A 24,675-nucleotide genomic window follows, 5' to 3' on the forward strand; every position below is an offset into this window, starting at 1 on the left:
TAAAGCGCCTTTACACGCACTAGCAAAATAAAAAAAGCCAAATTATTCGATGATAATTTGGCTTTTAAAAAACGTTTAATTAATTGACCGCACTTGGAGAAATACTTTTCTTACGACGACTGCTTTTCACCGCAGAAATCGGTTCAAGTTTGACAAACTCAACACCGCTTGGCGGATTTTCCAATGCAATGGTTAACACTTCATCGATGGTTTCTACCGCGTGAATATTTAAATCACGTTTGGCGTTTTCCGGAATATCTTCCAAATCTTTCACATTATCTTTTGGAATAATCACCGTTTTAATGCCGCCACGGTGCGCAGCCAGTAATTTTTCTTTTAAACCGCCAATTGGTAATACTTTGCCACGTAAGCTGATTTCACCGGTCATCGCTACTTCGGATTTTACCGGATTACCGGTTAAACAAGACACCAATGCGGTACACATAGCAATCCCTGCACTCGGGCCGTCTTTTGGTGTCGCACCGTCCGGAACGTGAATATGAATATCGCGTTTTTCGTGGAATTCCGGATTAATGCCTAATTTATCTGCACGGGCGCGTACGACAGTCATTGCCGCTTGAATGGATTCTTTCATGACATCCCCCAAGGAGCCAGTGTAACTGAGTTTGCCTTTGCCCGGCACGGAGGCGGTTTCAATCGTCAGTAAATCGCCGCCGACTTCCGTCCATGCCAAACCAGTGACTTCGCCAACACGATTTTGCGTATCTGCACGACCAAATTCAAAGCGTTTCACACCAAGGTAATCGTGTAGATTTTTCGCCGTCACTTTGATGGATTTTAATTTCTTATCTAACAGTAAGGTTTTTACAGCTTTACGGCAGATTTTCGATATTTCACGTTCTAAATTACGCACACCGGCTTCACGAGTGTAATAGCGGATAATATCCACGATCGCACTGTCATCAATGGTTAATTCACCTGCTTTTAGCCCGTTGCGTTCCATTTGTTTGTTGATCAAATGGCGAGTGGCGATATTCAGTTTTTCATCTTCTGTATAACCGGATAAACGAATCACTTCCATACGATCTAATAATGGCGTTGGAATGTGCATGGAGTTTGAGGTCGCCACAAACATGACATCGGATAAATCGTAGTCCACTTCCAAATAATGATCGTTGAAATGGGCGTTTTGTTCCGGATCCAATACCTCTAATAAAGCAGAAGCTGGATCGCCACGCATATCAGAAGACATTTTGTCGATTTCATCTAACAAAAAGAGCGGGTTTTTTACACCGACTTTTGCCATTTTTTGAATCAATTTGCCCGGCAAGGAACCAATATAGGTTTTACGGTGACCACGAATTTCTGCTTCATCACGCACGCCGCCTAATGCCATGCGCACATATTTACGCCCTGTTGCATTGGCAATAGATTGTCCTAAAGAGGTTTTACCGACACCAGGAGGACCTACCAAGCAAAGAATTGGTCCTTTTAATTGATTTAAACGGGTTTGCACGGCAAGGTATTCCAAAATACGCTCTTTCACGCGCTCCAAACCATAGTGATCGGCATCTAAAATTTCTTGTGCTTTAGCGAGATCTTTTTTCACTTTGGTGCGTTTATGCCAAGGCACTTGAATCATCCAATCGATATAACTGCGCACAACGGTGGCTTCAGCCGACATTGGCGACATCATTTTCAGTTTTTGCAATTCAGCTTCGGCTTTTTCACGTGCTTCCAAAGGCATTCTTGCCTCTTCAATTTTTTGACGAAGCTGTTCAATTTCACTTATCGCATTTTCTTCTTCGCCGAGCTCTTTTTGAATGGCTTTAATTTGTTCGTTTAAGTAATAATCGCGCTGGCTTTTCTCCATTTGTTTTTTCACGCGACTACGAATCCGTTTTTCCACCTGTAATAGATCCGCTTCGGACTGCATTAAACCCAGCAAATACTCAAAACGTTCCACTACATTGGTCATTTCTAATACGGTTTGTTTTTGGGCAACAGAAACCGGTAAATGGGAGGCTAAGGTGTCACTAACTTGTTCCAAATTTTCAATTTGTTGAAGTGCGGAAAGAATATCCGGCTGCACTTTTTTGTTCAAATTCACATAATTTTGAAATTCATCTAAAGCGGCTTTATGGACGACTTGTAATTCTTTTTTATTACCAAGCGTGCTATTAAGCGGTTCTACCTGTGCTTGAAAATGTTCACCGGAATCTTCAATTTGATGAATTTTGGCGCGCTGTTGTCCTTCCACTAACACTTTCACGGTGCCATCAGGAAGTTTGAGTAATTGGATAATATTGGCAATGGTGCCGACATCATATAAATCGTTAATGGACGGTTCTTCTAATTCTGCCTGTTTTTGCGAAACCAATAACAGCTGTTTGCCATTATTCATGGCATCATCAAGGCTGCTAATGGATCTTGGTCTACCTACAAATAACGGCATGACCATAAAAGGAAACACGACGACATCGCGCAATGGCAATACCGGTATAGTTTGTAATTCTGATTTTTTTGCTCTCATCATGTACTCTCTTATCTAAATTCCGCTGATTTCGCCTAATATTGGGGTGGATTCCGTAAATTCAAGCATCAAAAGGAGATGCCAACACATAAAAGTGCGGTGATTTTTTAACGTGTTTTTATTGTTGAAAATGTTGCTCAGTATAACTGAAATAGATTGGAACAAATAAAGATTAAAAAAGAAAATTCATTAAGAATGGCGGTGAGAGAACTACCGCTTTTTATCGCCAAGCCTTGTTGTTATTGGTTTTTCTGCTTTATCGAATACTTCCAAGGGGGTAAGCGAGGGAGTTAAACACAGAAATTTTATCGTTTGTCTTTGCTTGGCGAGGCATTATTAAGAAATTCTATGAGGTGGTCAATCTTTAAATCTCGTTTAATTTCGTTTAATCGCCTTTAGTCTGCTTCTGTTCATGATAAAAATATCGGTGCATAGCAGCGCGTTCCCGTGTTTCTTGCCAAATTTTTTCTTCTCTTTTGCGTTTAATCTCTTTCTTAATGCTGTAAGCAATGCTTCCCATAAAAAACAAAGTCACGGCATACCATAAGAACGGATTATCACTTATCGCGTAAATCATGACAAAGGGCAAGGCAAGAATAGCGACGGCTAGCACTACGATTAATGGACCAAACAGAATTAAGGCAACTAATTTCCCGGCAGTGTCTATTTTAGTGCGGTGTTCATTAAACCACGGTTTGAATGGCGTAAACATTCCCACTAAAAAAGCCATGATGAAGTACAAGACAAGGAGTATTGGAAGGATATTGATTAAATATGTGCCCCCAATGACAAGCCCGGCAATCAGTAGATAAATTGGCGCGGCTATTACAAACAGGAACAAAGTAATCATTTATTTCATCCATAGTTGTTGTTTGGTTTGATTCTAAGGCAAGTAGAAAAAAATAAAAATATTTTGTGTATGTGTAAAAATCGTTAGGAAAATAGGAAAAGTAGGCAAGGAATTATAAATATAATATTTTTCAATGCGTTACAAGCCAAATTCTTGCCTAAAGGCATAGGAAGATTTAGGCAAATTATAGGAAAATTTTAGATAAATAAAATTGATTGATTTTTGAGTATAGGAAAAACTAGGGTGATTTTAGGCAAAATGAGGGGTATTTTAGGCAAAGTTAATATCTATTTAGGCAAAATGTTTTTTATAACACATTGAATATTATATAAATTATAAATATTTTCCTAATTTTCCTATTAAAAAAATATATCTCTAAGTTTATTTGCATTGATTGAGCACTAAAAAAGCAAGGCGTTCACCTTGCTTTGTTAAATTATTCTTCCGTCTGTTCATCTTCCGTTATTGGAATGATTTTATAAGCGCGTATTTTCTTGTTACTTCCGGCTATTTTCCTTGGTATAACAGTTCTATACTCATAGCCTTTTTCAGGATTCCGAGGCGTTTTTAATATGCCGGCGTTAGCTAACACATTAAGTGCAAGTTTTACCGGAAATTCCTTTATAATCTCGCTAAACGCATTATGATAAATGAAGAAGTATTCCGGTTCGTTCAGTGTAGTATTTTCCAAAACGCGGATGCCATAAATTTCCCTTGGCGTTGGCCTATTATTTGCCGGGTATTCAATAAAACTCGATTCATAAGTGCATAAGGCTTCTAACAGGGTTTCGGTAATCTTGGTTTCCTCCCGGCTATTTTCGCCAAAATCTTCTTTCCAGTTAAGAAAGTTTTTTAACATGGCTTGCCCATTTTCTTCTTCGCTCCATGAGGTTAAATGTTTTGCCAGTTGCAAAGCGGTTTCCAATATGGCGAATCGGTCACCGGCGACGCGTTGCACTTGTCCGCTCATATTGCTTGATAAATCCAGCCATTTTTTGCGAATGATTTTGTAGCTTTCCCGTACTTCCTCTTTATGTTCGGATAAGTATGTAATCCATTCACGCCCCACTGCGCCAAAGTGTTCAAGCACCATTTCATTTAAATGATCAGCGTGTGCTTTATTGTTGTTAAATTGGTGTAATGCCTTCGCTTCCTCTAATGGAATATTAAGTAATCGCACCAACTGCCCGGCATGAACTTTCACATCTTGTAGGCGTAACTGTGTTTCTAAGTCTTTTTCTCCGGTGGAAAGGGCTGTTACTTTCCAACGCTTTATTTCTCTATTGCCGCCCTCTTTTCTGTTTCTGTTCTTATCTGTTCCATTAAATAAAGCATAAGCTATAGATTCCAGCATTTTCCCATCTTTAGCTTCTCCTATTTCGTCCATAGTTAAAAAGCCGTCATTGCGTGCTGCCGCCTCTGTTTTTAGTGCATTGTCGGTTGAACTCCAGCTTAATTTTATTTTTTCAGGATTGCCGTATATGCTGTTGGCAATTTGTAAGGTGGTGCTTTTACCTTTTGAGCTTTCCGCAAATAAATGCACACCAAAAGATTCACACCCTAAAATAGCCAACATCGGCGCGGCAAACGCTACGGCAACACCAATCATCATAGATGGATTGCCTTTCACATTGTTGGCTATTTCCCGTTGCCAACTTTCAAGGGTGCCGCTTACGGTATAGCCTAAATCCGCACCGCTCTTTTCTGTGAAAAATATCGGACTTGTTGGTTCACCGATCATTTCACCACTTGGCAATAAATACGCACCATTTTGCCAACCGGCAAGCTTCGTGATTTTGTAATTGCATTGGGTATTCATGCTTAAATTATGAAAATGTTCGGTTAATTTGCCGATTAATCCTTGTCCTTGAGTCATTTTCAAGCCCTTGCCTTTAAGCTGTTTCCAACCTGCTTCTGTGCCAAAATCGGCTAAATGCACAGCTTCTAAGCGTGATTCCCGTTCATCGGGATTTTTCCATTGGAACAGATAATAATATTCGCCCTGCTCATTTTTGCCCTGTCCGATTAAATCAATATTTGAGCAAATCCATTGTTGTTCTTCTCGTAGAATCTCCCCAGTATCTTTATCGAGTTTTGGCTTAATGGAAAACAAGCCTTTAATTCCATTTACTTCCCTATATTCAATGTAAGGGCTTGTTTTGGGGGTATCAGCAACCTCCGCTAATTTTGCGTATTCCGCCGCACGTTGTTGCGTTTCTTCATCTGTGCGCAAACGTGTTACATAGTCGCTACAATCTTCCACTTGTTGCCCTACATTGTCGCAAATACGCACTTTCTCTACTTTGCTATTCTTGGAGAGGTTAAGTAATACCGCACTTTTCTGTGCATCGGTCAATTCGCCAAAAACACATAAGCGCATAAAATGCGTGTTTTCTTTCGTTAAACGCAAATTGGCGATATTTACTAATTGGTCTCTACCTAAAATCATCGGTTTATAGTCTTTCTCTAAGCCGAATTGAGGCTTAATAAGTGCCCATTCTTCGCCTTTTCCTTTATTTTTGCCGGTTCCCCATGCCTGCCATGCTTTGGATCCAATTAGTGCAATGATTTCACTAAAAGGCGCATCGGATTGAACTTCAAGGTGAGGTGCATTTTTTAATCTTCCGTTCATCATATTTATGGCCTTATTGTGTGTTTTTTAAGTGGTGATTACGGTTTTCAAAATAGTGAATAATTTCGCCCGCGCGGTATTTTTTCGGCGCGTTTTTCTTCGCCGTGCCGACACTTTTCGGAAAGTGCGGTTCATGAATGAGTTTTTGCATTAAATAACCGTAAGAAACGCGTGCGTAGGCGGCGACTTCTTTCGCCGTCCATATTTCCTCATGATTGAAAGCCCTTGGAGGCTGGCTCTGTTCAAGGGCGATAATTCGCCCTTCAATGTCATTCATCATTTGCCAAAATTGTGCAAGGGTGATTTTTTTCAATGGTTCCATCATTTCCCCCTGCTTTTCCGTCTCGCACTTTTTTGTAATTGGCGTTTTTGTTTACGTTTTCGTTCTGCTTGTCGTTTTGCCTCATATTCCGGGAAGATGGTTTTCATCATGTTCGCATCGCCAAAAAATTCAACAACTGCGCCATTGGGTAATGTGATTCTTTGAGTAAGCATAATTTAATTCTCCTTAGCCTAATAAGCCCGCTACGCGCTTCATATCCGGCGCATAATAGGTATTTTGTAGAATGGATAAGTCTCGGTGGCCTGAAATTTTTGCCAGTGTCATCACATCCACTTTCGCCGCAAGGCGGGTTAAGGCTTCTCGCCGGGTATCGTAGAAATGCAAGTCTTGAATAAATAATTTCGCCTTTAACTGTCGGAAATAGTTATCCAAGGTGCCGCTGGTTAACCGAAAAACGGGTTTACCCTCGATTTTTATTTCCTCTAGTTTGCGCAATAACTCAATCGCCTTACTTGATAAAGGAACATCACGGGAATAGCCGTTTTTTGTCATCGGCAAGTGTGCGATATAATCTTCAAAATGTACGTTTTCCCACGTTAAACCAATGATTTCGCCCGCCCGCATGGCGGTTTCAATCGCAAATAATATGGCAATGCCGACCCGGGCTAAGGTGCTTGTAGGCGGTTCATCCCATTTGAAGCCACTTTCTTGGATAAGTCCTTGAATCTCTAAATTGGAATAACGCCGTGTTCGTGGTTTCGGTTGGGGCAAAGTGCGGATATTTTTAAGCGGGTTTTCTTTAAAAATACGCCATTCCGTCACCGCATGAGAAAACATCGCACTAATTGAATTCCATTCTCTTTGCACGCTTGCCGGGCTTACCTGTTGCAGGCGTTCTTTGCGCCACTCGATAAAATCATCGGCTTTTAATTCCCTCAAATTAATCTGCGCTACCGGGTGCTTCAATAGTCTAAAAAAGCGCAATTTCTCGCCCTTATAGCTGCGTTTCTTAATGCTAACTTCCTTTAAATAGCGGTCAATCAACCAAGCCACGGTGAGATCAGGCGTACTGTTGGTTACTCGATTCATAATCATTTCTTCCTGCTCAAAGCCCACTTCTGCGCCTCGTATTTCGTAAAAAATCGGGCATTTTTGCAAACGCCTTTTCGTCTGATTTGTACGCGCCATTGTCTGCCATCTGAATAACGGCGTTCGTCTTTAAGAATTGTTGCCATTATTTGCCTCCTTCCGGTGCTTTTTGCGCCTGTAATACTGCAAATTTTTCTAATACTTGCGGGAGTGGATAAAGGGCATTTTCCGCATAAAAGCGGGATAGGTTTTCATCTATCCAATACCGAATAGGCGTTTTCTTCAATTCGGTGAATAACGCCAGATAGCACGCGCAATAAAACGCTAAATTCTGCGTTAAATCCCGTTCTTCATGGTTTCTTGGAATGTGGTAATGATTCAATAAATCTTCGAGCAATTGTCCGGAGTGATTTTGAATTTTCGGGGCATTTGGGTCACGAAAAACTAAAATGCCTTCGGCGGTCGTGATGAGTTTTCCGTTCATTGTGCGCCCCCTTGTGTTGAAAGGGCTAAAACAGAGGAGTAGGCCGCAAAAGTGCGGTTAAAATCGGAAGTGTTTTTCCGGTTGATGGTGCCGGCAAGAACAAGAATAAATTCCCGCGCAAATTTGGCGCGTGCGTCTGGTTCGGTTTCGGCGTTGATGCGAATTTTCTGAATATGATTAGAGAGATCAGTGCGACGAATCGCCGCAAAAATGAACTGTTTCATCTGCGTAGTTTCCTTTGCTAAATTTTCAGGAACTACCGCTAGACTTGTCACGGTCGGGCGGTAGAACGTAACGGGGTGACAAACTGCTTGCAAAGGGAAACAGCCAACCACTAAGGGTTGCCCATTACGCTCTACCATTGGAAATAGCTTATCAGAAATAAGGCTATTTTGGTTTGATAGGTAAATTACACGAACAAAAAAAAGCACGATTTGGCGTGCTGTTGTTCGCCTTTGCTAAATTCAGCTTGTCACGGCCGGCATTCGATTTTTCGAATGCGGATTTAATATAGTTTAATCTCGTTTTATCTGTCAAGAGGAAACAAGAAAAAAGGCGTTTGTGTGTTCGTGCAATTTGGCCGTGCGTTGATTTTTGGCTATAATTCGCCCATCGATTTTTCATATTGGTTCCTTTAGGTGAGTTAAATCGGTATTTAATTTTTGCAACTTTCGCCCCGTCTTACCCACGGGGCTTTTTATTGCCTGCGATTCAGGCTTGCTGCTGCGTCTGAATGTATTGCTCCACGGCATCCACCGGATAGCGCGCAAGTCGGCCGAATTTAACCGGCTTCGGAAATTTCCCCGCGTTGACTTGTTCCCATACCCAGCTACGCGAAACATCGAGCATTTCGCACACTGTGGCAGTTGAGTAATAGCGCGGTTTGGTTTCTGTGTTTTTGTCCATAGCTTCCCCTTTGGTTGGATTGTCAAACAACGTCTTTTTATGTCCTGTTTGTCGGGGTGTATGGTAGGGAGTGGGAAATAGGTTGAATAGAAAGAAACCTAGTTTTAAATGTTCAAAACTAGGTTTAGATCATTAGGATAGTTTATTTGAATTGCTCTAGTGCCCTGATTGGTGTTGATTTTCCTCTAGATATGCCGATTTCTTTTTCTCTTAGAATTTTTTTTGTTGTTACCTCATTTATTTTGAAACTTGGATCATTAAAATAGTTTTGATTGTTCACAAGCTCTAAAATCGCCTCTTTTATTCTTTCTCTATTGTGTTCCGGATAGGCTTTGAATATCTTTTCAGCGAGTAAAACAATCTCGTCTTTGTATTTTATAGTCGGTCTTCCACCCTTATTTAGAATTTTTTCAAAATTATTCTTTATTTCTTTATCATTTAACCAATCTTTCCCGTGTTTTAATAACTCTAAATCTTCGTGTAAGATAAATAGATACTCATTTTCAATTTTAGTTTTTTCATCAGTCTTTACATTTAGAAAATCTAACGTCTTATTTTTACTTGTTATTGGTAAAATAAAAAACGTTCCATTTCTTATATAGAATCCATCCTCTGAAAATGAGTAGTTATGAATTATAAAATCAAGCATAAAACTAAGGAATCCAAAATAAATTCTCTTTTTTTCTTTGTGAATATTAAATTCATCTTTATTTTCAATTTTAAAATTAAACTCTTGTGGGTATGTTATTCCATAAATTGTACTAAACCCCGATATGGTTTTTATAAATGTATCATATTCTTTAATTTCTTTTTTCTTTATTGCATTAGATAGCTCAATTGAATTGTTTTCATTAAACTTTATAACTTTATTGGCTATCTTTATTCCTACGTCTTCTAGGTATAAAAATTTTGTACAGATTTGTAATTTTCTGTTATAGGCATAATGCAATAAATCATTAACCGTTACCACCTCTCCACTATCCATTGTTAATTTATCTGCCGCCTGTTGCAGGCTATACCATTTTCTCGGCGGTAATTTGATTTTTCCCTGTGTCATTTCTGCGGTTCCTTACATAAAAAGAAAGCCCGTGCTATTGGGCTTGTCTGAATTCTGCGTTTTTGTAAGCATCTAATCTATCCCGTTTGCCCACAGACAAAACAAGAATATAAATTTGGTTATCGTTGACTTCATAAACTAAACGATAGCCGGCGGAGCGAAGTTTGATTTTATAAAGGTTTTGATAACCTCTTAATTTATCGCCGATCACCCTTGGATTTTCTAAACGTTCCGCCAGTTTATTTTTGAATTGTTGGCGTATGGTGTCGCCTAACTTTTCCCATTCTTTTAAAGCCCTTTTATCAAAGGTTAGCTTATAAGTCATCAAGGCTTACCTCTACCGGGTCAAGGGTTGATAAGCGTTCTTGTGCAATTCTGCCTAACTCCGCATCTTCTGCCAGTTCTTGAAAATATTCAAAAAGTGCGGGAGTTACGCAATAAAAGGCGGGTTGGTTGCGGTTTAAAATTGCGACCGCGCCTTCTTGACTTGCTTGCGCAATGCCCATCGGGTCACGCTTTAAGTCGGTAATGCTTGCCGCTTGTTGTGTCAAAATATGATGTATTGCCATGCTTCCCCCTATTTGTTAAGTGGCTATTTCTTGTTATATTAGCATTCAAAAAAAACTTTTAAAAGCACTCTTTGAGCAATAAAAAGCCCCGTGGGTAAGACGGGGCGTTATGAGGATTAGAAAGTGAATATTCGGCTTTCTCGAGGTTCGTTTGGTAAAGTGCGGTTGAATTTTCGTTTAAATTCTTGCGCTTCTTGTTCCATTAGCTCCATAAACGCAAGTATTAAATGATCTTCATCTTCTTTTCGCACTTTGCCACTTTCTATTAATCCTTTTACGCTGTGATTAATAAAAAATTGCGTGGCAGTTAACATTTGTTTAGCGGATTCTTCAATAGTTTGCATTATTCAGCAACCTCAAGCCCATCAATATAGACCGCGTGGCGGTGATTTTCTAACAAGAAATCAAGGCTTGTTGAAAAATACACTTCCTCTACGTTTCGTTCAGGGCGATTAATAAAAAACAAGCGTGAAGTGTTTTTCGTAAAATACAGGGCTAAATTAGCAAGTGGTGTGATTAAAATTCCGTTGCGCGGGAAATAGCTCACATTGACCGCTTTCAATCCGCCCATGAGCGTTTGTACCGGCATCACGTTATTGTGTGTGCCATTTTTTAAATCATCATGACCGATATTCACGCGGGCATTTGGCATCACATTCGCCCCGCAAATAGCCACCAATGCGCCGCTTTCACGCAATTTAAGCGGTAATTTTTCAAGGGCAAGCTGAATCAGGGCATTTGTGTTTTTGCCTTGGTGTGCGCTTGCATCCAATGTTTGGTTGTGTTCTTTTAACTGGGCAATCCAACCTTTTGCTACGTCTTGCCCTAATGGATTTTGTTCCGGATCGCTGTCGTTGGCCCGTTGTTTACCATGAAAGCCAATCATCACTAAATTTTGGGAGAATTCCGCACCTAATTCGTTATTAATCGCCTGTTCAAAATCTACTTCGGCGAATTTGTCTAAATCTGCATAAGGTAAATTCACATCAAGATTGATCTGCTTACATTCAAAAGGAACATTCCCTTGAATATAGTTTTTAGGTGTTCTTTCGTGCTTTTCAATGTCGGTGGTACTTACCAACGGCAAAGATAATTCATAAGCCTTATTATGTATATCATCAACAAATTTAACGGTGATAAGGCGTAAAAACGCATTTTTTCCAATACCCTGTTTAAGGATATTTTCTACTTTTTCAAAATCATGCGAATAATAAACGCCGGTGCCTTTATCTGCATCTAAATTATTTTTGTATTCGTTGAATTTAGCAATAGTTGTATTCTTCATTAGATAAACTCCTACATATTATTCAATAAACGCTTAAAGCCTTTTTCTTCTTGTGGTTGAAATTGCTCTAAATGGATTTCGGTTGGGGTTTTCGGCTTCCAATCGCTGTCAAGATTTAGTGCCGGTAATTTAAATTCATCCGGCAAAGATTCTTTAACCGCGGCTAATTTCTGCGTTAGCATTTCGTTGAATACATCTTTCCCGTCTTTTTCGGTCACGGGGTCATAGCTTACGCCACTAATAATAAGGCTTTTAAATAGCGCGATTTGGGCGCGGTGCTGTTGAATAAATTCATCTGCCAAGGCTTCGCCGTAGAATAAAATCAATTTTTTACGGACTTCTAAAAGGCGGTTTCTCGTATTAAATACTTGTTCACGCTGTGAATAAATTTTGGCTTCTAACTCCTCACCTATTGCATTGAAGAAATCCGCCCGTGACTTCAATTCAACCTTGATTTTTTGCGATTCGGTATAATCATCAAGCGTTAATTCTTTCGTAGTTTCAAATTTAGCCTTAATTTCGGCTAATTTGCTTTCGGATTCATTATTCACGGCGGATAAAGTCGCCTTGTTCTTCGCTTGTTTGCCTTCGAGCAGTTTCAATTCCTCATCAAGAGACATTAAATCCGCTTTTTGGCGATTGAATTCATCTAAAAGTGCGGTCAATTTTTCTTGCGCTTCTGGGTTGTTTAGTTTGATTTCGGTCATTTTGTGCCGTCCTTCTGTTGTTTTTGGTTTCGTTGGTTAATTCGTTCTTGCATCCAATTTCTAACTTCACTTTCTAACCACGCTTTCTTATTGCCGCCTAAATCTACCGGCTGCGGAAAAGTATTGGCTCGTGTTTTGTCATAAATTGTCGTTCGTGCAAGTCCTGTGAGCTGTGTCACTTCATCAATTCGCAAAAAGCGATCATTTATGGTGGTTTCTTGCATTTTCTACTCTTTGAAAAAACTAGTCCTTATGGTGTCCGTCTGTTACTTCTCGGAACGGTTGAAATGATAAATAATCGGTGTTTTTGTTGCATTCAATTCAGATTGTGAACACTGTTCTCACCAAATAAGCTCAAAATAATGGAAAATTCGACCGCACTTTTTAGCCGGAATTGGGCTACTGTCCGATTCTTATCAAAGAAAATGAGGCAAAATTGAATTTTTGAAGGCGTTTTTTTTGCGTTATCGTGCGTTGAAGAAACGAAACAAAAAAGTTAAACCGCTCCAGTATTGGTAAGGCTTGGGAAGTGTTTAAAATTTGCGTTGAAATAACTCTATTTAGCGCGCAGGCGTGGCGAGGATTTGCTTGCGATTTTTCATAAAGGAAAGGTTGGGGGAAATTTAGGGGAAAATTAGGAACAAAGGGAAAGCGAAAAGGGCGGTTTCCCGCCCATTGTCTTAATCAGTCTTCATCGCTTCAAGCTTACATTGCTCAACATAGTCACCCCAGCATTGCATGATCTCTTGTCGTGGTTTCCATTTTTTTGATTTATCGTAAGCCGCCCGTACTTTGCCCCGCGTCTCGTGCGACAAACATAATTCAATCGATTCGGATGAAAAGCGGTCTAACTCGTGTAAGTAAGTGCTGGCGATACTACGTAAGCCATGGGGCAACTAACAAGCCTTGAAATCCCATTCGCTTTAATGCCACGTTTGCCGCGCCGCTGTTCATCGGCTTAGTGTAAGGCGCAATGCGGCTACAAAACACATATTTACGGTTTCCCGTGTAACGCCGCATTTGTTCCAACACATTCAAGGCTTGTGAAGAAAGCGGAACACTGTGCGCACGTTTTCCGCCTTTCATCCGTTCTGCCGGAATATGTAGTGCCTTTGCTTCCCAATCAATATCAGCCCATTCAATACTCACCGCTTCCGAACTTCTTAAAATACTCAACAACTGCCATTCAATTAAAAGTGCGGTCGGTTTTTTTATATCTGCACCGTGTAATACCTTAAACAGACGCGGCAATTCTTCCGGGGAAAGGGTAGGATGATTTTTTGTTTCTGTATAAGTAAATTCATCGTGAATATTGCGAAAAGGATTCTTTTGAATCAAGTCATCATCTTCAGCCATGCGGAAAATTTGATTAATCGCAATATTGATTTTATAAAGCGTATTTGAGTTTTTAAGGGGAGATAACACAGGAGCCAAAGTTTTATAGCTTGCTTCCTCAATTGGTAAATCTGCAATTTTAGGGAATAAATGCAGTTCCACTCGGCGGAACGCTTCATTTACGGTTTGCGCCTTGAGTTTACCTAGCTTTAAACGTTTATCCCGCCACATCATAGCCATTTCCGAAAAAGTAACTTTCTTTTCTTCAACGGGATTATTCAACGATTGTCGATAGGCTGCAGGGTCAATATTACGCAAAATTAAGCCTCGGTATTCTTGCGCAATTTCTCGGGCAAAATTCAAAGAAAGATCAGGGTATGCACCTAAGCTCATTTTCTTTTCCTTTCCGGCGAACTTATAAGAGAAATACCAACATTTAGTTTTATTCGGCTTTATGCGGATATAGAGGTCGTTTCCATCGGATTTTATGTATTCTTTTGATTTCGGTTTGAGAGATCTTAAAGTGGTTTCTGTGAGTGGTTTAACCATTTTCATAATGAAAGCCTTCGTTTCGATTAAAATTAAACCGTTTTAACTCCCTCGAAAAAACGCCCAAAGAGTGAGGGAGTTATATGGGGAGTTAAAAACGACAACAAAGACAAACATTCACGAACAAAAACGACAAATAGAAAAATGATAATATGCTGTTTTTGCTATGATTTTTGACAAGAAAGACGTTATTTGACAAGTGAAGTGGCGGTGAGAGAGGGATTCGAACCCTCGATGCAGTTTCCCACATACACGCTTTCCAGGCGTGCTCCTTCAACCACTCGGACATCTCACCGTGATTAGGACGTGCGAACTATAAGGATTTCATTGAGCCTCGTCAAGTATTTTTATGATTTGCCCCATCAGACGATAAAAATTTCGCCAATAATCAGGTAAAATAAGCGTCCACTCATGGTTATTCCATTCAATTTCTCATCTACGATTATGAATTATGTTAAAAAAATGGTTTCTTTCTAAAAATGTGTTTCTTGCGGTGAAACCTTTCAGTGCGTTGAAAGACAGCTTTCGCGCGGGTTATAGCTCCCGTTATTTGGTTAAAGATATTATTGCCGGTTTGACTGTGGGTATTATTGCTATTCCACTTTCTATGGCATTGGCGATTGCCAGTGGCGTACCGCCGCAACATGGTCTATACACAGCGATTATTGCGGGGATGATTATCGCATTAACCGGCGGCTCCCGTTTTAATATCTCTGGGCCCACAGCGGCGTTTGTGGTGATTTTATACCCTGTGACGCAACAATTCGGGCTAAGCGGTTTGTTGATGGCCACGTTATTGTCGGGCATCATTTTAGTGTTAATGGCGCTGTGTCGTTTAGGGCGATTAATTGAATATATCCCGTTGCCGGTGACGCTCGGCTTTACATCGGGGATCGGTATTGTGATTGCCACTTTGCAAATTAAGGATTTCCTCGGCTTAAGCATTGAAAAAATGCCTTCCCATTACCTTGAAAAAGTACAAGTTATCTTGACCGCACTTCCAAGTATCAGCTGGGCGGATACCGCAGTAGGCATTATCACACTCATCGTATTAACCCAATGGCATAAACTTCGTTTACCGATCCCAGGCCATTTGCCGGCGGTGATTATTGCGACATTATTATCTTTAGGTTTAACCCATTTTGGATTTTCTGTAGCGACTATCGGGACACAATTCCAATACACGCTTTCTGATGGTAGCACCGGTTTTGGTATTCCAAATGTTTTGCCTGAATTTGTACTGCCGTGGAATATTCCAGATATGCATGGCAACTTAATTGATTGGAATTTCGATACCATTCAACGACTGCTTCCTGCAGCGTTCTCAATGGCGGTATTGGGTGCCATTGAGTCGCTATTATGTGCTGTTGTGTTAGATAACATGACGGACACCAAGCACCATTCCAATAACGAATTATTGGCGCAAGGTTTAGGCAACATCGCCTCCCCGTTTTTCGGTGGTATAACCGCCACAGCAGCGATTGCCCGTTCAGCCGTTAATGTTAAATCCGGTGCGGTATCACCACTTGCTGGCGTGGTGCATGCACTATTAGTCTTGTTTGCCTTGTTATTTTTTGCGCCGGCGCTTTCTTATTTGCCGTTGTCGTCTATGGCAGCGTTATTGCTGGTGGTGGCTTGGCACATGGCGGACTTGCCACAAATCATTCAGTTAATTCGTCGCTCCGGACGTAATGAAATCACCGTGTTATTGGTTTGCTTGGTGTTGACCGTGTTATTCGATATGGTGATCGCCATTTCTGTGGGCGTGTTGTTGGCAAGCTTGTTGTTTATTCGTACCATCGCTGAAATGACTAAATCCATCAGCATCGCAGTGCCGGAGGATTTAGATGATGTCTTAATTTATCGTATTAGTGGACCGCTCTTTTTCGCTGCGGCAGATAATTTGTTTGCTGATTTACATGATAAGACCGTACACACCGACCACGAAATTAAACATATTGTTTTACAATGCGATGCGGTGACAGTATTGGATACCGGGGGGATTCACGCGCTTACGCGTTTTGTGCAACACATGCTCCCACATCAACAACTTTATATGTGCAATATGCAATTCCAACCGTTACGTACTATCGTGAAATCCGGTAGCTTGCCGGAGATTAAACAAATTAATTTTACGGCGGATTTAGCGGAGGCACTGAATAAAATTCGGGAATTTGAGGGCATCGAAATTAAACACTAGCCCGACAATAAAAAGATAAAAAAGGAGAGAGTATGTCTTTGACGTTAGCCCAAATTACCGAGCAACTTCGCGAACTTAAAGTCGTGCCGGTAATTGCCTTAGATCAAGCAGAAGATATTTTGCCACTGGCAGATACGTTAGCAAACAATGGTTTACCGGTAGCGGAAATTACATTTCGTTCATCTGCTGCTGCAGAAGCGATTCGTTTATTACGTCAACAGCGACCGGACTTTTTGATTGCTGCTGGAACAGTATTAAACGCTGAGCAGGTTGTCGCCGCGAAAAACAGTGGGGCTGATTTTGTGGTTACACCAGGGTTGAATCCGAAAATTGTGCAATTATGCCAAGATTTAGACTTGCCGATCACGCCGGGAGTGAATAATCCGATGGCCATTGAGGCGGCATTAGACATGGGGATCGAAACCGTGAAATTCTTTCCGGCAGAGGCTTCGGGTGGCGTAAAAATGATCAAAGCTTTGTTGGGGCCTTATTCTCAGTTAGACATCATGCCTACAGGTGGCATTGGGATGCAGAATATTAAGGAGTATTTGGCGATTCCAAATGTATTGGCATGTGGTGGTTCTTGGTTTGTTGAGAAGAATTTGATTAATGCGAAAAATTGGCAGGAAATTGGGCGATTAACAAAAGATGTTGTGGAATGGGTTAATTCGTAGTTAACGGCAACAAAAAAGTGCGGTGGATTTAAAAACAGGTTCAAAATCCACCGCACTTTTTTTATTTTATTTTTAGAACAATACGCGTGTGCGAATTGTGCCCTCAATATGACGCAATTTATCAAGCAATGGTGCGGAATCGTCGGTTTCCACATCAATGACAACATAGCCGATCTTTGGATCGGTTTGTAAGTATTGCGCAGCGATATTGACATTAGCCTCAACGAAAATTTGGTTGATTTTGGTCAAGATACCCGGGCGGTTTTCATGAATGTGCAACAAGCGTTTAGAGCCTTCGTGTTCCGGTAGAGACACTTCCGGGAAGTTAACGGAAGATAAGGTTGAGCCGTTGTCGGAATATTTCACAAATTTACCGGCGACTTCGAACCCGATATTTTCTTGCGCTTCTGCGGTAGAACCGCCAATGTGCGGCGTTAAGATCACATTATCGAATTTGCGTAATGGTGAAATAAATTCCTCGTTAATGGATGCCGGTTCTTCCGGGAATACGTCGATTGCCGCACCGCGTATTTTACCTTCTTCTAACGCTTTGGCTAATGCATCAATGTCCACGACGGTGCCTCGTGCTGCGTTAATTAAAATGGCATCTTGTTTTAATTGGGCAATACGTTCTGCGCTGATTAAATTGCGGGTAGATGGCAATTCAGGGACATGCAGGGAAATGACATCACAAGAACCAAGTAATTCTTCCAAGCTACGCACTTGTTTGGCGTTGCCAAGAGGCAGTTTGTTTTCAATGTCATAGAAGTGAACATCCATACCCATGGATTCAGCAATAATACTGAGTTGTGAACCGATATGACCGTAACCCACGATCCCTAATTTTTTGCCACGCACTTCGTGTGAACCCACCGCCGATTTATTCCATAAACCGCGGTGCACATCGGCATTGGCTTGTGGAATGTTGCGCATTAATAATAGGATTTCACCTAACACTAATTCTGCCACAGAACGCGTATTAGAGAACGGCGCATTAAAGACCGGAATACCGCGTACTTTCGCCGCATTTAAATCCACTTGGTTGGTGCCGATACAGAAACAGCCGATAGCGATCAATTTCGGTGCGGCCGCAATCATTTCTTCGGTTAAATGGGTGCGGGAGCGTAAGCCGATAAAGTGGGCATCTTTGATCGCTTCTTTGAGTTCATCGCCGTCTAACGCTTTTTTGTAATAATCAATGTTGGTGTAACCTGCGGCATGCAATGTATCTAGTGTGCTTTGGTGAACACCTTCCAACAACACAAATTTGATTTTATTTTTATCTAATGAAACTTTTGATGTCATATTTGTCTCCGATTATTTTTAAATGATTTTTGCACCATCCGGTGTGCCGATAATCACGGTGTCTGCCGGGCGTAAAGCAAACACGCCGTTAGTGACGACGCCTGCAATGTTATTTAATTCTTTTTCCATTTCCACCGGATTCATAATGGCAAAATTATGCACATCTAAAATGATGTTGCCGTTATCGGTCACGACGCCTTCGCGGTATTCCGGTGCGCCGCCAAGTGTGACTAATTGACGTGCCACCTGTGAACGTGCCATTGGGATAACTTCAATCGGTAATGGGAAAGTTGAGCCTAACACATCAACTTGTTTACTGCTATCCACGATGCAGATGAAATTTTTTGCAAGTGCAGCCACAATTTTTTCACGGGTCAATGCCGCGCCGCCGCCTTTGATCATCATTTTTTGCGGATTGATTTCATCGGCGCCATCCACGTAAATATCTAAACCGGAGACATCATTTGTGCTGAAAACTTCAATACCTTGCTGGCGGAGGAGTTCTTCTGAATTTTTCGATGCTGCTACAGCGCCTTTAATTTGATCTTTTAGCGTTCCCAAGGCTTCGATAAAGCAATTCACGGTCGAACCGCTCCCCACGCCCACGATCATATCCGGCTTCACAAATTGCAAAGCCGCTTGCGCGGCGATTTTTTTCATTTCAAGTTGATTCATTTTTTCTCCTTACATCACAAAATTACGCAGTTAAATCACGTAAACGATTGCGTTTACTTTAATCAGTTTCCTTGGCATAAACAAGTAGAGATACGTTATTCCGGCAAAAAGGCTTCTAATAGCTCGTTTAAAAACAGTTTTCCATGCTCGGTGACTTGCCAAGTGCGGTCGGTTTCCGTGATGAATTTTTGATCCAGCGCCCAAGCCATCGTCTTATCTACCGCACTTAATGACAAGCCGGTAAATTGTTCAAATTCACTTTTCGGCACGGCTTCCAATAAGCGAAAACGATTCATAAAGAATTCAAAAGGGCGATCTTCAGTGCTGACGTCCCGTTCTTCATATAAATATTCGCCACGCATGTAGCCTTTCGGGTGTTTGGTTTTGCTGTAACGCAAAATTTTTCCGCTTGGAAAGCTGAGTTTGCCGTGCGCACCGCAACCAATGGCAAGATAATCGCCGAAGCGCCAATAATTTAAGTTGTGTTGGCACTGAAAGCCCGGTTTGGCGTAGGCTGACGTTTCGTATTGTTGATAGCCGGCAGCCGTTAATAATTGATGCCCTTGTTCGAAAATATCCCACAATTCATCGTCATCAGGCAGTTTCGGCGGACGGTAGGCAAACATCGTATTCGGCTCGATGGTGAGCTGATACCAAGACAAATGCGGCGGTGCCAGTTCAATGGCTTGGCGTAAATCATCTAAGGCTTCGTTTAAGGTTTGATTGGGTAAACCGTGCATTAAATCCAAATTAAAACTACGCAGAGGAGAAACACGGGCGAAACCTACCGTACTTTTTGCCTCGGCGGCATTATGAATACGGCCCAATTTTTGCAATTTTTCATCGGAAAAACTTTGAATGCCCATGGAAATACGATTGACGCCGGCTTGTGCATAACCTAAAAAACGTTCGGCTTCAGCCGTACCGGGATTCGCTTCGAGAGTAATTTCAATATGAGGTGCAAAAGGAATGCTCTGTTCGATTTGATGTAGTAAATAGGCGATGTTTTCTGCGCTAAACAGGCTCGGTGTACCGCCACCGATAAAAATTGAATGCAGTGGACGCTGTTGGACGCTTTCCTGATAACGCGATAAATCCGCCGCTAAATCAGCAAGTAAATGGCGCACATAATCCTGTTCGGGAATCGCGCCTTTTTGCGCATGCGAATTAAAATCGCAATACGGGCATTTTTGCACACACCAGGGAATATGAATGTATAAACTCAGCGGTGGTAACAGCAACGGATTTAACGGCGGTGTTATCATTAGCGAACGACCACCGCGGTACCGCTTGCTACAATCATGAACATGCTTTTGGCATCGGAGGTGATGGTGGTGTAATTGACTTCTGCGCCCACAACGGCATTAGCGCCTAATGCTTGGGCGTTTTTCTGCATTTCATCTAACGCTTCTTTGCGCGATTTGGTAATGCGCGATTCATACATGCCGGAACGCCCACCGATAATGTCGGTAATGCCGGCAAAAAAGTCGCGGATAAAATTCGAACCGGCAACGACTTCACCGAATACCAGTTGTTTATATTCTACAATTTGCTTGCCTTCAATGTGAGGCGTGGTAGTAATAATCATCTTTTGTCCTTTAAATTTGTTATGAAAACTGACCGCACTTTATGCGCCCAATTGCGCTTTAAGCGCGCTTAATGCGCGGGCACGGTGGGAGATTTTCTTTTTCTCTGCAGTTTCCAGTTCGGCAAAGGTGCAACCTGTCTCCGGGCTGAAAAAGAGTGAGTCATAACCAAAGCCATTGTCGCCTTTTTCTTCAAAAGTAATGACACCGTGACATGCGCCTTGCGCAATAATCGGAGACGGATCGGTTGGATGTTGTAATAACACGATGGTGCTAACAAATTGCGCACTGCGGTGTTCGGTTGGCACATTCGCCAATTCCGCTAACAATTTTTCACGATTTTTCGCATCAGCCTGTTCACCATCTACGCCGGCATAACGTGCGGAATATAAGCCCGGCGCCCCATTTAATGCGTCAACCACTAAGCCGGAATCGTCTGCAATCGCCGGTAAACCGGATTTTTCCGCCGCATAACGGGCTTTTAAAATGGCGTTTTCTACGAAGGTCAGACCGGTTTCTTCCGGGCTGTTGATGCCTAAGTCGGTTTGAGCGATAACCTCAAAACCGAAATCGGCTAACACATCCGCCATTTCTCTGACTTTACCCTGATTACCGGTGGCTAAAACAATTTTTTGTTTCATTTTGTTCTCTTACTTATTTTTGTTAAGTGCGGTTGAAAAATGCCTCGTATTATAACGCACCCAATAAAAAAGACGAGGCGCATTGCCTCGTCTTACATAAAAACAATGTTAGAGGAGAGAGATTACAGTGCGATGCGATCGCGATTTTTTTCGAGCGTAGCTTTGCCGATACCTTGCACTTCTAATAATTGCTCGATAGCGCTAAACGCGCCGTGTTTTTCACGGTATTGCACGACGGCTTCCGCTTTTTTCGCGCCAATACCCACAAGCGCTTTTTGAATTTCGGCAGCAGAGGCCGTGTTGATGTTGACTTTCTGGCTAACAGCGGCCGTTGCGGCGGGTTGCTCTGTTTGTGCTGCAGGTTCTGCCGCCTTTTCTGCTGCCATGGCAGTGCCGGTAAACACTGTTCCTAACACGAACAGAGAAGCCAAAAGATGTTTCATTACTTTCATAGTGATTCCTTTTCAGACTAAAGTTAAATACACGTTGAATTAATCAACGGGCATACTTTGCCGAAAATCGAAAAAATGCACGAGAAAACGACCGCACTTTTGGGAGCTTGATCGCAAAACAAAAAAAGTGCGGTAGAAATAAGGGCGGTTTTATCAGAGGTGATGATTTTGAACGCTGTTTTGTTTGTTAAAAAAACGTTGAGTTTTTGGCTGGAAAAGGTTAATTTTGCCCACCTTTTATACTGATATTTGGAAAAAAATCGTTTATCCGTAAGTCAATTGTTACTATTTTTACTTTATGTTGAAAGGCGGTTTAAGCACAATTGATGTATTTATGCGGATAAATGCCTTGCTATATAGGCTTCAATGCCTATTAATGAATAAGATGTTATGACAGATTTTATTGAAATCACGCCACAACAAGCGTGGGAAATGTTACAAAAGGATGAAAATGCCGTGTTGGCGGATGTACGTGATCAGGTGCGTTTCAATTATTCTCATGCTCAAGGTGCAGTGAATTTAACAGAACACACTTGGCCGGATTTTGAAGCGGAATATGACTACGATCAGCCGATTCTGGTGAGTTGCTATCATGGCGTGAGCAGTCGCAGTGTTGCCACGTTTTTACTGCAACGTGGCTATGAAAAGGTTTACAGTGTGCAAGGCGGGTTTGCCGCTTGGGTGGATGCTAACTTACCGCTGGAAACGGCATATTAATTAAATCCAACGGCGATGATATAACTTAAAACGCCGTAAAATATGACCGCACTTAAGGCTAAAACTCGACGTGCAAAAGCCGGTTTACGTTGATGTAGTCGATAAAAAATCCGCGCTAGGATGACTAATGCCAATGGATAACACCAGAGAAAAATGGACATGATTCGGACTTGAATGTCGCTGAGGTGCGGATTGTTCAATAAATGCGGTGAAACCAATTGTGCCAAAGGCCAAAGTAAAATAGGTAAACAAAAGAGAGCAATCGCCCAACTGAACGGGCTAAATCCCTGAGGCAAATTTGAATTTCTCATTTTTTCTCCGTCGATTAAATTTTGGAAAAGGAATATAGCAAATGCAGCATTTGTTTGGTAGTGAAATCCCTGACTTAGTGCGTGATTTTAAGGCGCATATTCGTACGAAATATCAAGCGGAAGTGCTTGTTGAAGAAAACCAAAATGCGCAGGGCAAGCTGGTATATCATGTTTTTCTATCGGAAAACACACCGCACTTTTTGGCGATTGAACAGGAAACAGAGGTTTTTCTAACAGAATGGCTGGAACGAAAAAATGCACAAGCGTGGCAAAACGGTGTCAGTCCACTCAATGTTTCTCATGAAGTGCCTTCCGCTAACTCTCAGGCGAATAGCCGCTTTTCTTTTTTATCTTATTTCCAACAGCAAAAAATAACCGTTTTTCTGACCGCACTTTGTGCCTTGATTTACCTTTTGATGTTTTTAGGTTTTGCCGAACCGCTTTTATTACTCATCCATTTCCCGGCTGAACCGGAACAAGAAGATGAGATTTGGCGTTATCTCAGCCATACATTGGTACATTTATCCAATATGCACATTTTGTTTAATCTCACCTGGTGGTGGATTTTTGGCGGAGCGATTGAGCGGCAGTTAGGGAGCATTAAATTACTTCAGATTTATTTACTTGCCGGTGTAATTACCGGCGTGGCGCAAAACGTCGCAAGCGGACCGGCATTTTTCGGTTTATCAGGTGTGGTATATGCCGTGTTGGGCTATGTGTTTGTATTGGATAAATTGAATAAACAAACCGATTTTGAAGTGCCGGATGGCTTTTTTTATATGTTAGTGGTGGGGATTTTGCTCGGCTTTGCCGGTCCATTGGTGGATATCAATATTGGCAACACGGCGCATATTTCCGGTTTATTGGTGGGAATGTTATTGGCGTTTTTGGATCGAAATATTCGCGTAAAGTCGTGATCTTCGAGTAAAAATAAGATAAATTAACAGCCCGAAGTGTTATTTTAACAACTAAGGAATATACATGAGACAATCTCTTCGTCATCAAAAAATTGTCGAATTGGTTAAACAAAAAGGATATTTAAGTACAGATGAGTTGGTGGCGTTATTTGATGTGAGCCCCCAAACAATTCGACGTGATTTAAATGAACTGGCAGAAGCGAACGTGATTCGCCGTCATCATGGTGGTGCGGCCTCGCCTTCTACAGCAGAAAATAGCGATTATCACGATCGCAAACACTTTTTCTCTCAAGAAAAAAATCGCATTGCGAATCAAGTGGTGCAACTTATTCCTAACGGCGCTTCACTGTTTATTGATATCGGTACGACCTCTGAAGCGGTTGCCTTTGCCTTATTAGCCCATCAAAAGCTACGTATTGTGACCAATAACCTCAACGCGGCACATATTCTCATGCAAAATGACTCTTTTGATATCACCATTGCCAGTGGGTCTTTGCGTCAAGACGGCGGCATTATTGGCGAGTCAACGGTGGAGTTTTTATCACAGTTCCGTTTGGATTTCGGGATCTTAGGTATCAGTGCCATTGATTTGGACGGTACGTTGTTGGATTACGATTATCATGAAGTACAAGTAAAACGTGCGATCATTGAAAATTCGCGTAATACCTTGTTGGTAACAGACCATTCTAAGTTTAGTCGACGTGCAATGGTCAAACTGGGATCCATTACAGATGTAGAGTATGTTTTCACTGACTCGGATGTCCCGCCAAGCATTGATGAGTTATTAAAAAATAAGAACGTCAACCTTGTTATTTGCTAGCATTTAACTCGTTTTCTTTTCATTTCCAGTAAAAAGTGCGGTGGATTTTCACCGCACTTTTTTGTTTCTCTTTACTCTCCTTTTATTTTTTATTTGCTTGAATCTTATTTTTCGTCTTAAAATAAGGCGACTGTGAT

28 protein-coding genes, 1 tRNA gene and 1 pseudogene are annotated in these 24,675 nt (G+C 41.5%); 5 read left to right on the plus strand and 25 right to left on the minus strand.

What is annotated here, in order from left to right; all coding sequences use genetic code 11:
- Positions 1-79: 79 nt before the first annotated feature.
- From lon to LQ983_RS07290, 18 genes and pseudogenes are all read right to left on the minus strand, one after another.
- A complete protein-coding gene (gene lon / locus LQ983_RS07205; RefSeq protein WP_230622183.1) occupies positions 80-2,497 on the minus strand; it encodes an endopeptidase La in 2,418 nt (805 codons plus the stop codon).
- Between the two features lie 382 nt (positions 2,498-2,879).
- Positions 2,880-3,344 (minus strand): hypothetical protein, encoded by a 465-nt coding sequence (locus LQ983_RS07210; RefSeq protein ID WP_230622184.1) that lies wholly within the window; start codon positions 3,342-3,344, stop codon positions 2,880-2,882.
- 436 nt (positions 3,345-3,780) lie between these two features.
- A complete protein-coding gene (locus LQ983_RS07215) occupies positions 3,781-5,979 on the minus strand; it encodes a DUF927 domain-containing protein (RefSeq protein ID WP_230622185.1) in 2,199 nt (732 codons plus the stop codon).
- A 10-nt stretch (positions 5,980-5,989) separates the two neighbouring features.
- The gene (locus LQ983_RS07220) at positions 5,990-6,301 is read right to left on the minus strand and encodes a hypothetical protein (protein ID WP_230622186.1); all 312 of its coding nucleotides are present in this window, start codon (positions 6,299-6,301) and stop codon (positions 5,990-5,992) included.
- Positions 6,298-6,471 (minus strand): hypothetical protein, encoded by a 174-nt coding sequence (locus LQ983_RS07225; RefSeq protein ID WP_230622187.1) that lies wholly within the window; start codon positions 6,469-6,471, stop codon positions 6,298-6,300. Before LQ983_RS07225 ends, LQ983_RS07220 begins: the two co-directional genes overlap by 4 nt.
- 13 nt (positions 6,472-6,484) lie before the next feature.
- Positions 6,485-7,494 (minus strand): annotated as a pseudogene (locus LQ983_RS07230) (tyrosine-type recombinase/integrase).
- On the minus strand, positions 7,494-7,832 hold the full coding sequence (locus LQ983_RS07235; protein ID WP_230622188.1) for a hypothetical protein: 339 nt from the start codon (positions 7,830-7,832) through the stop codon (positions 7,494-7,496). The pseudogene LQ983_RS07230 and the gene LQ983_RS07235 overlap by 1 nt, the downstream one beginning before the upstream one ends.
- Positions 7,829-8,056, minus strand: a complete 228-nt coding sequence (locus tag LQ983_RS07240; RefSeq protein ID WP_230622189.1) for a host cell division inhibitor Icd-like protein — start codon at positions 8,054-8,056, stop codon at positions 7,829-7,831. The genes LQ983_RS07235 and LQ983_RS07240 overlap by 4 nt, the downstream gene beginning before the upstream one ends.
- Before the next feature lie 487 nt (positions 8,057-8,543).
- Positions 8,544-8,768, minus strand: a complete 225-nt coding sequence (locus LQ983_RS07245) for an AlpA family transcriptional regulator (RefSeq protein WP_230622190.1) — start codon at positions 8,766-8,768, stop codon at positions 8,544-8,546.
- A gap of 112 nt (positions 8,769-8,880) precedes the next feature.
- Entirely contained in the window at positions 8,881-9,795 is a 915-nt protein-coding gene (locus LQ983_RS07250) for a hypothetical protein (RefSeq protein ID WP_230622191.1), read from the minus strand.
- 34 nt (positions 9,796-9,829) lie between these two features.
- A complete protein-coding gene (locus LQ983_RS07255; RefSeq protein WP_111278766.1) occupies positions 9,830-10,120 on the minus strand; it encodes a type II toxin-antitoxin system RelE/ParE family toxin in 291 nt (96 codons plus the stop codon).
- Positions 10,110-10,364 (minus strand): type II toxin-antitoxin system Phd/YefM family antitoxin, encoded by a 255-nt coding sequence (locus LQ983_RS07260; RefSeq protein WP_230622192.1) that lies wholly within the window; start codon positions 10,362-10,364, stop codon positions 10,110-10,112. The genes LQ983_RS07255 and LQ983_RS07260 overlap by 11 nt, the downstream gene beginning before the upstream one ends.
- 116 nt (positions 10,365-10,480) lie before the next feature.
- Positions 10,481-10,708 carry a hypothetical protein gene (locus LQ983_RS07265; RefSeq protein ID WP_230622193.1) on the minus strand — a complete coding sequence of 76 codons (228 nt, stop codon included), beginning with the start codon at positions 10,706-10,708 and terminating at the stop codon, positions 10,481-10,483.
- Entirely contained in the window at positions 10,708-11,649 is a 942-nt protein-coding gene (locus tag LQ983_RS07270) for a P2 family phage major capsid protein (protein ID WP_230622194.1), read from the minus strand. The genes LQ983_RS07265 and LQ983_RS07270 overlap by 1 nt, the downstream gene beginning before the upstream one ends.
- A gap of 11 nt (positions 11,650-11,660) precedes the next feature.
- Positions 11,661-12,356 (minus strand): hypothetical protein, encoded by a 696-nt coding sequence (locus tag LQ983_RS07275; RefSeq protein WP_230622195.1) that lies wholly within the window; start codon positions 12,354-12,356, stop codon positions 11,661-11,663.
- The gene (locus LQ983_RS07280; protein ID WP_230622196.1) at positions 12,353-12,580 is read right to left on the minus strand and encodes an AlpA family transcriptional regulator; all 228 of its coding nucleotides are present in this window, start codon (positions 12,578-12,580) and stop codon (positions 12,353-12,355) included. Before LQ983_RS07280 ends, LQ983_RS07275 begins: the two co-directional genes overlap by 4 nt.
- 652 nt (positions 12,581-13,232) lie before the next feature.
- Positions 13,233-14,246 carry a tyrosine-type recombinase/integrase gene (locus tag LQ983_RS07285; protein ID WP_370636652.1) on the minus strand — a complete coding sequence of 338 codons (1,014 nt, stop codon included), beginning with the start codon at positions 14,244-14,246 and terminating at the stop codon, positions 13,233-13,235.
- 199 nt (positions 14,247-14,445) lie between these two features.
- Positions 14,446-14,535, minus strand: a tRNA-Ser gene (locus LQ983_RS07290).
- A gap of 156 nt (positions 14,536-14,691) precedes the next feature.
- Here LQ983_RS07290 and dauA point away from each other — a divergent pair.
- Together dauA and LQ983_RS07300 are read left to right on the plus strand one after the other, a co-directional pair.
- Entirely contained in the window at positions 14,692-16,440 is a 1,749-nt protein-coding gene (gene dauA, locus LQ983_RS07295) for a C4-dicarboxylic acid transporter DauA (protein ID WP_230622197.1), read from the plus strand.
- A gap of 32 nt (positions 16,441-16,472) precedes the next feature.
- A complete protein-coding gene (locus LQ983_RS07300) occupies positions 16,473-17,114 on the plus strand; it encodes a bifunctional 4-hydroxy-2-oxoglutarate aldolase/2-dehydro-3-deoxy-phosphogluconate aldolase (protein ID WP_230622198.1) in 642 nt (213 codons plus the stop codon).
- Positions 17,115-17,186: 72 nt separating this feature from the next.
- Here the strand turns inward: LQ983_RS07300 and serA are convergent, their stop codons facing one another.
- From serA to LQ983_RS07330, 6 genes are all read right to left on the minus strand, one after another.
- A complete protein-coding gene (gene serA / locus LQ983_RS07305; RefSeq protein ID WP_006719269.1) occupies positions 17,187-18,419 on the minus strand; it encodes a phosphoglycerate dehydrogenase in 1,233 nt (410 codons plus the stop codon).
- An 18-nt stretch (positions 18,420-18,437) separates the two neighbouring features.
- A complete protein-coding gene (rpiA, locus tag LQ983_RS07310; RefSeq protein WP_230622199.1) occupies positions 18,438-19,094 on the minus strand; it encodes a ribose-5-phosphate isomerase RpiA in 657 nt (218 codons plus the stop codon).
- Positions 19,095-19,189: 95 nt separating this feature from the next.
- Positions 19,190-20,359, minus strand: coding sequence for a radical SAM family heme chaperone HemW (gene hemW, locus LQ983_RS07315; protein WP_230622200.1), 1,170 nt, complete (start codon positions 20,357-20,359; stop codon positions 19,190-19,192).
- Complete coding sequence (locus LQ983_RS07320; protein ID WP_230622201.1) at positions 20,359-20,682, minus strand: YbjQ family protein; 324 nt, start codon at positions 20,680-20,682, stop codon at positions 20,359-20,361. The genes hemW and LQ983_RS07320 overlap by 1 nt, the downstream gene beginning before the upstream one ends.
- A 39-nt stretch (positions 20,683-20,721) precedes the next feature.
- Positions 20,722-21,321 (minus strand): RdgB/HAM1 family non-canonical purine NTP pyrophosphatase, encoded by a 600-nt coding sequence (rdgB, locus tag LQ983_RS07325; RefSeq protein WP_230622202.1) that lies wholly within the window; start codon positions 21,319-21,321, stop codon positions 20,722-20,724.
- 122 nt (positions 21,322-21,443) lie between these two features.
- Positions 21,444-21,773 carry a helix-hairpin-helix domain-containing protein gene (locus LQ983_RS07330; RefSeq protein WP_230622203.1) on the minus strand — a complete coding sequence of 110 codons (330 nt, stop codon included), beginning with the start codon at positions 21,771-21,773 and terminating at the stop codon, positions 21,444-21,446.
- 390 nt (positions 21,774-22,163) lie between these two features.
- Here LQ983_RS07330 and glpE point away from each other — a divergent pair, with 390 nt between their 5' ends.
- Complete coding sequence (gene glpE / locus LQ983_RS07335) at positions 22,164-22,490, plus strand: thiosulfate sulfurtransferase GlpE (protein WP_230622204.1); 327 nt, start codon at positions 22,164-22,166, stop codon at positions 22,488-22,490.
- Here the strand turns inward: glpE and LQ983_RS07340 are convergent.
- Complete coding sequence (locus tag LQ983_RS07340) at positions 22,487-22,801, minus strand: DUF5389 domain-containing protein (RefSeq protein ID WP_230622205.1); 315 nt, start codon at positions 22,799-22,801, stop codon at positions 22,487-22,489. The genes glpE and LQ983_RS07340 overlap by 4 nt on opposite strands.
- Before the next feature lie 41 nt (positions 22,802-22,842).
- Here LQ983_RS07340 and LQ983_RS07345 point away from each other — a divergent pair, with 41 nt between their 5' ends.
- Positions 22,843-23,718, plus strand: a complete 876-nt coding sequence (locus tag LQ983_RS07345; RefSeq protein WP_230622206.1) for a rhomboid family intramembrane serine protease — start codon at positions 22,843-22,845, stop codon at positions 23,716-23,718.
- A gap of 64 nt (positions 23,719-23,782) precedes the next feature.
- Complete coding sequence (locus LQ983_RS07350) at positions 23,783-24,538, plus strand: DeoR/GlpR family transcriptional regulator (protein ID WP_048749311.1); 756 nt, start codon at positions 23,783-23,785, stop codon at positions 24,536-24,538.
- Positions 24,539-24,675: the final 137 nt, after the last annotated feature.

The sequence above is a fragment of the Aggregatibacter sp. Marseille-P9115 genome, from assembly GCF_920939465.1.
Lineage (GTDB): Bacteria > Pseudomonadota > Gammaproteobacteria > Enterobacterales > Pasteurellaceae > Aggregatibacter > Aggregatibacter segnis_B.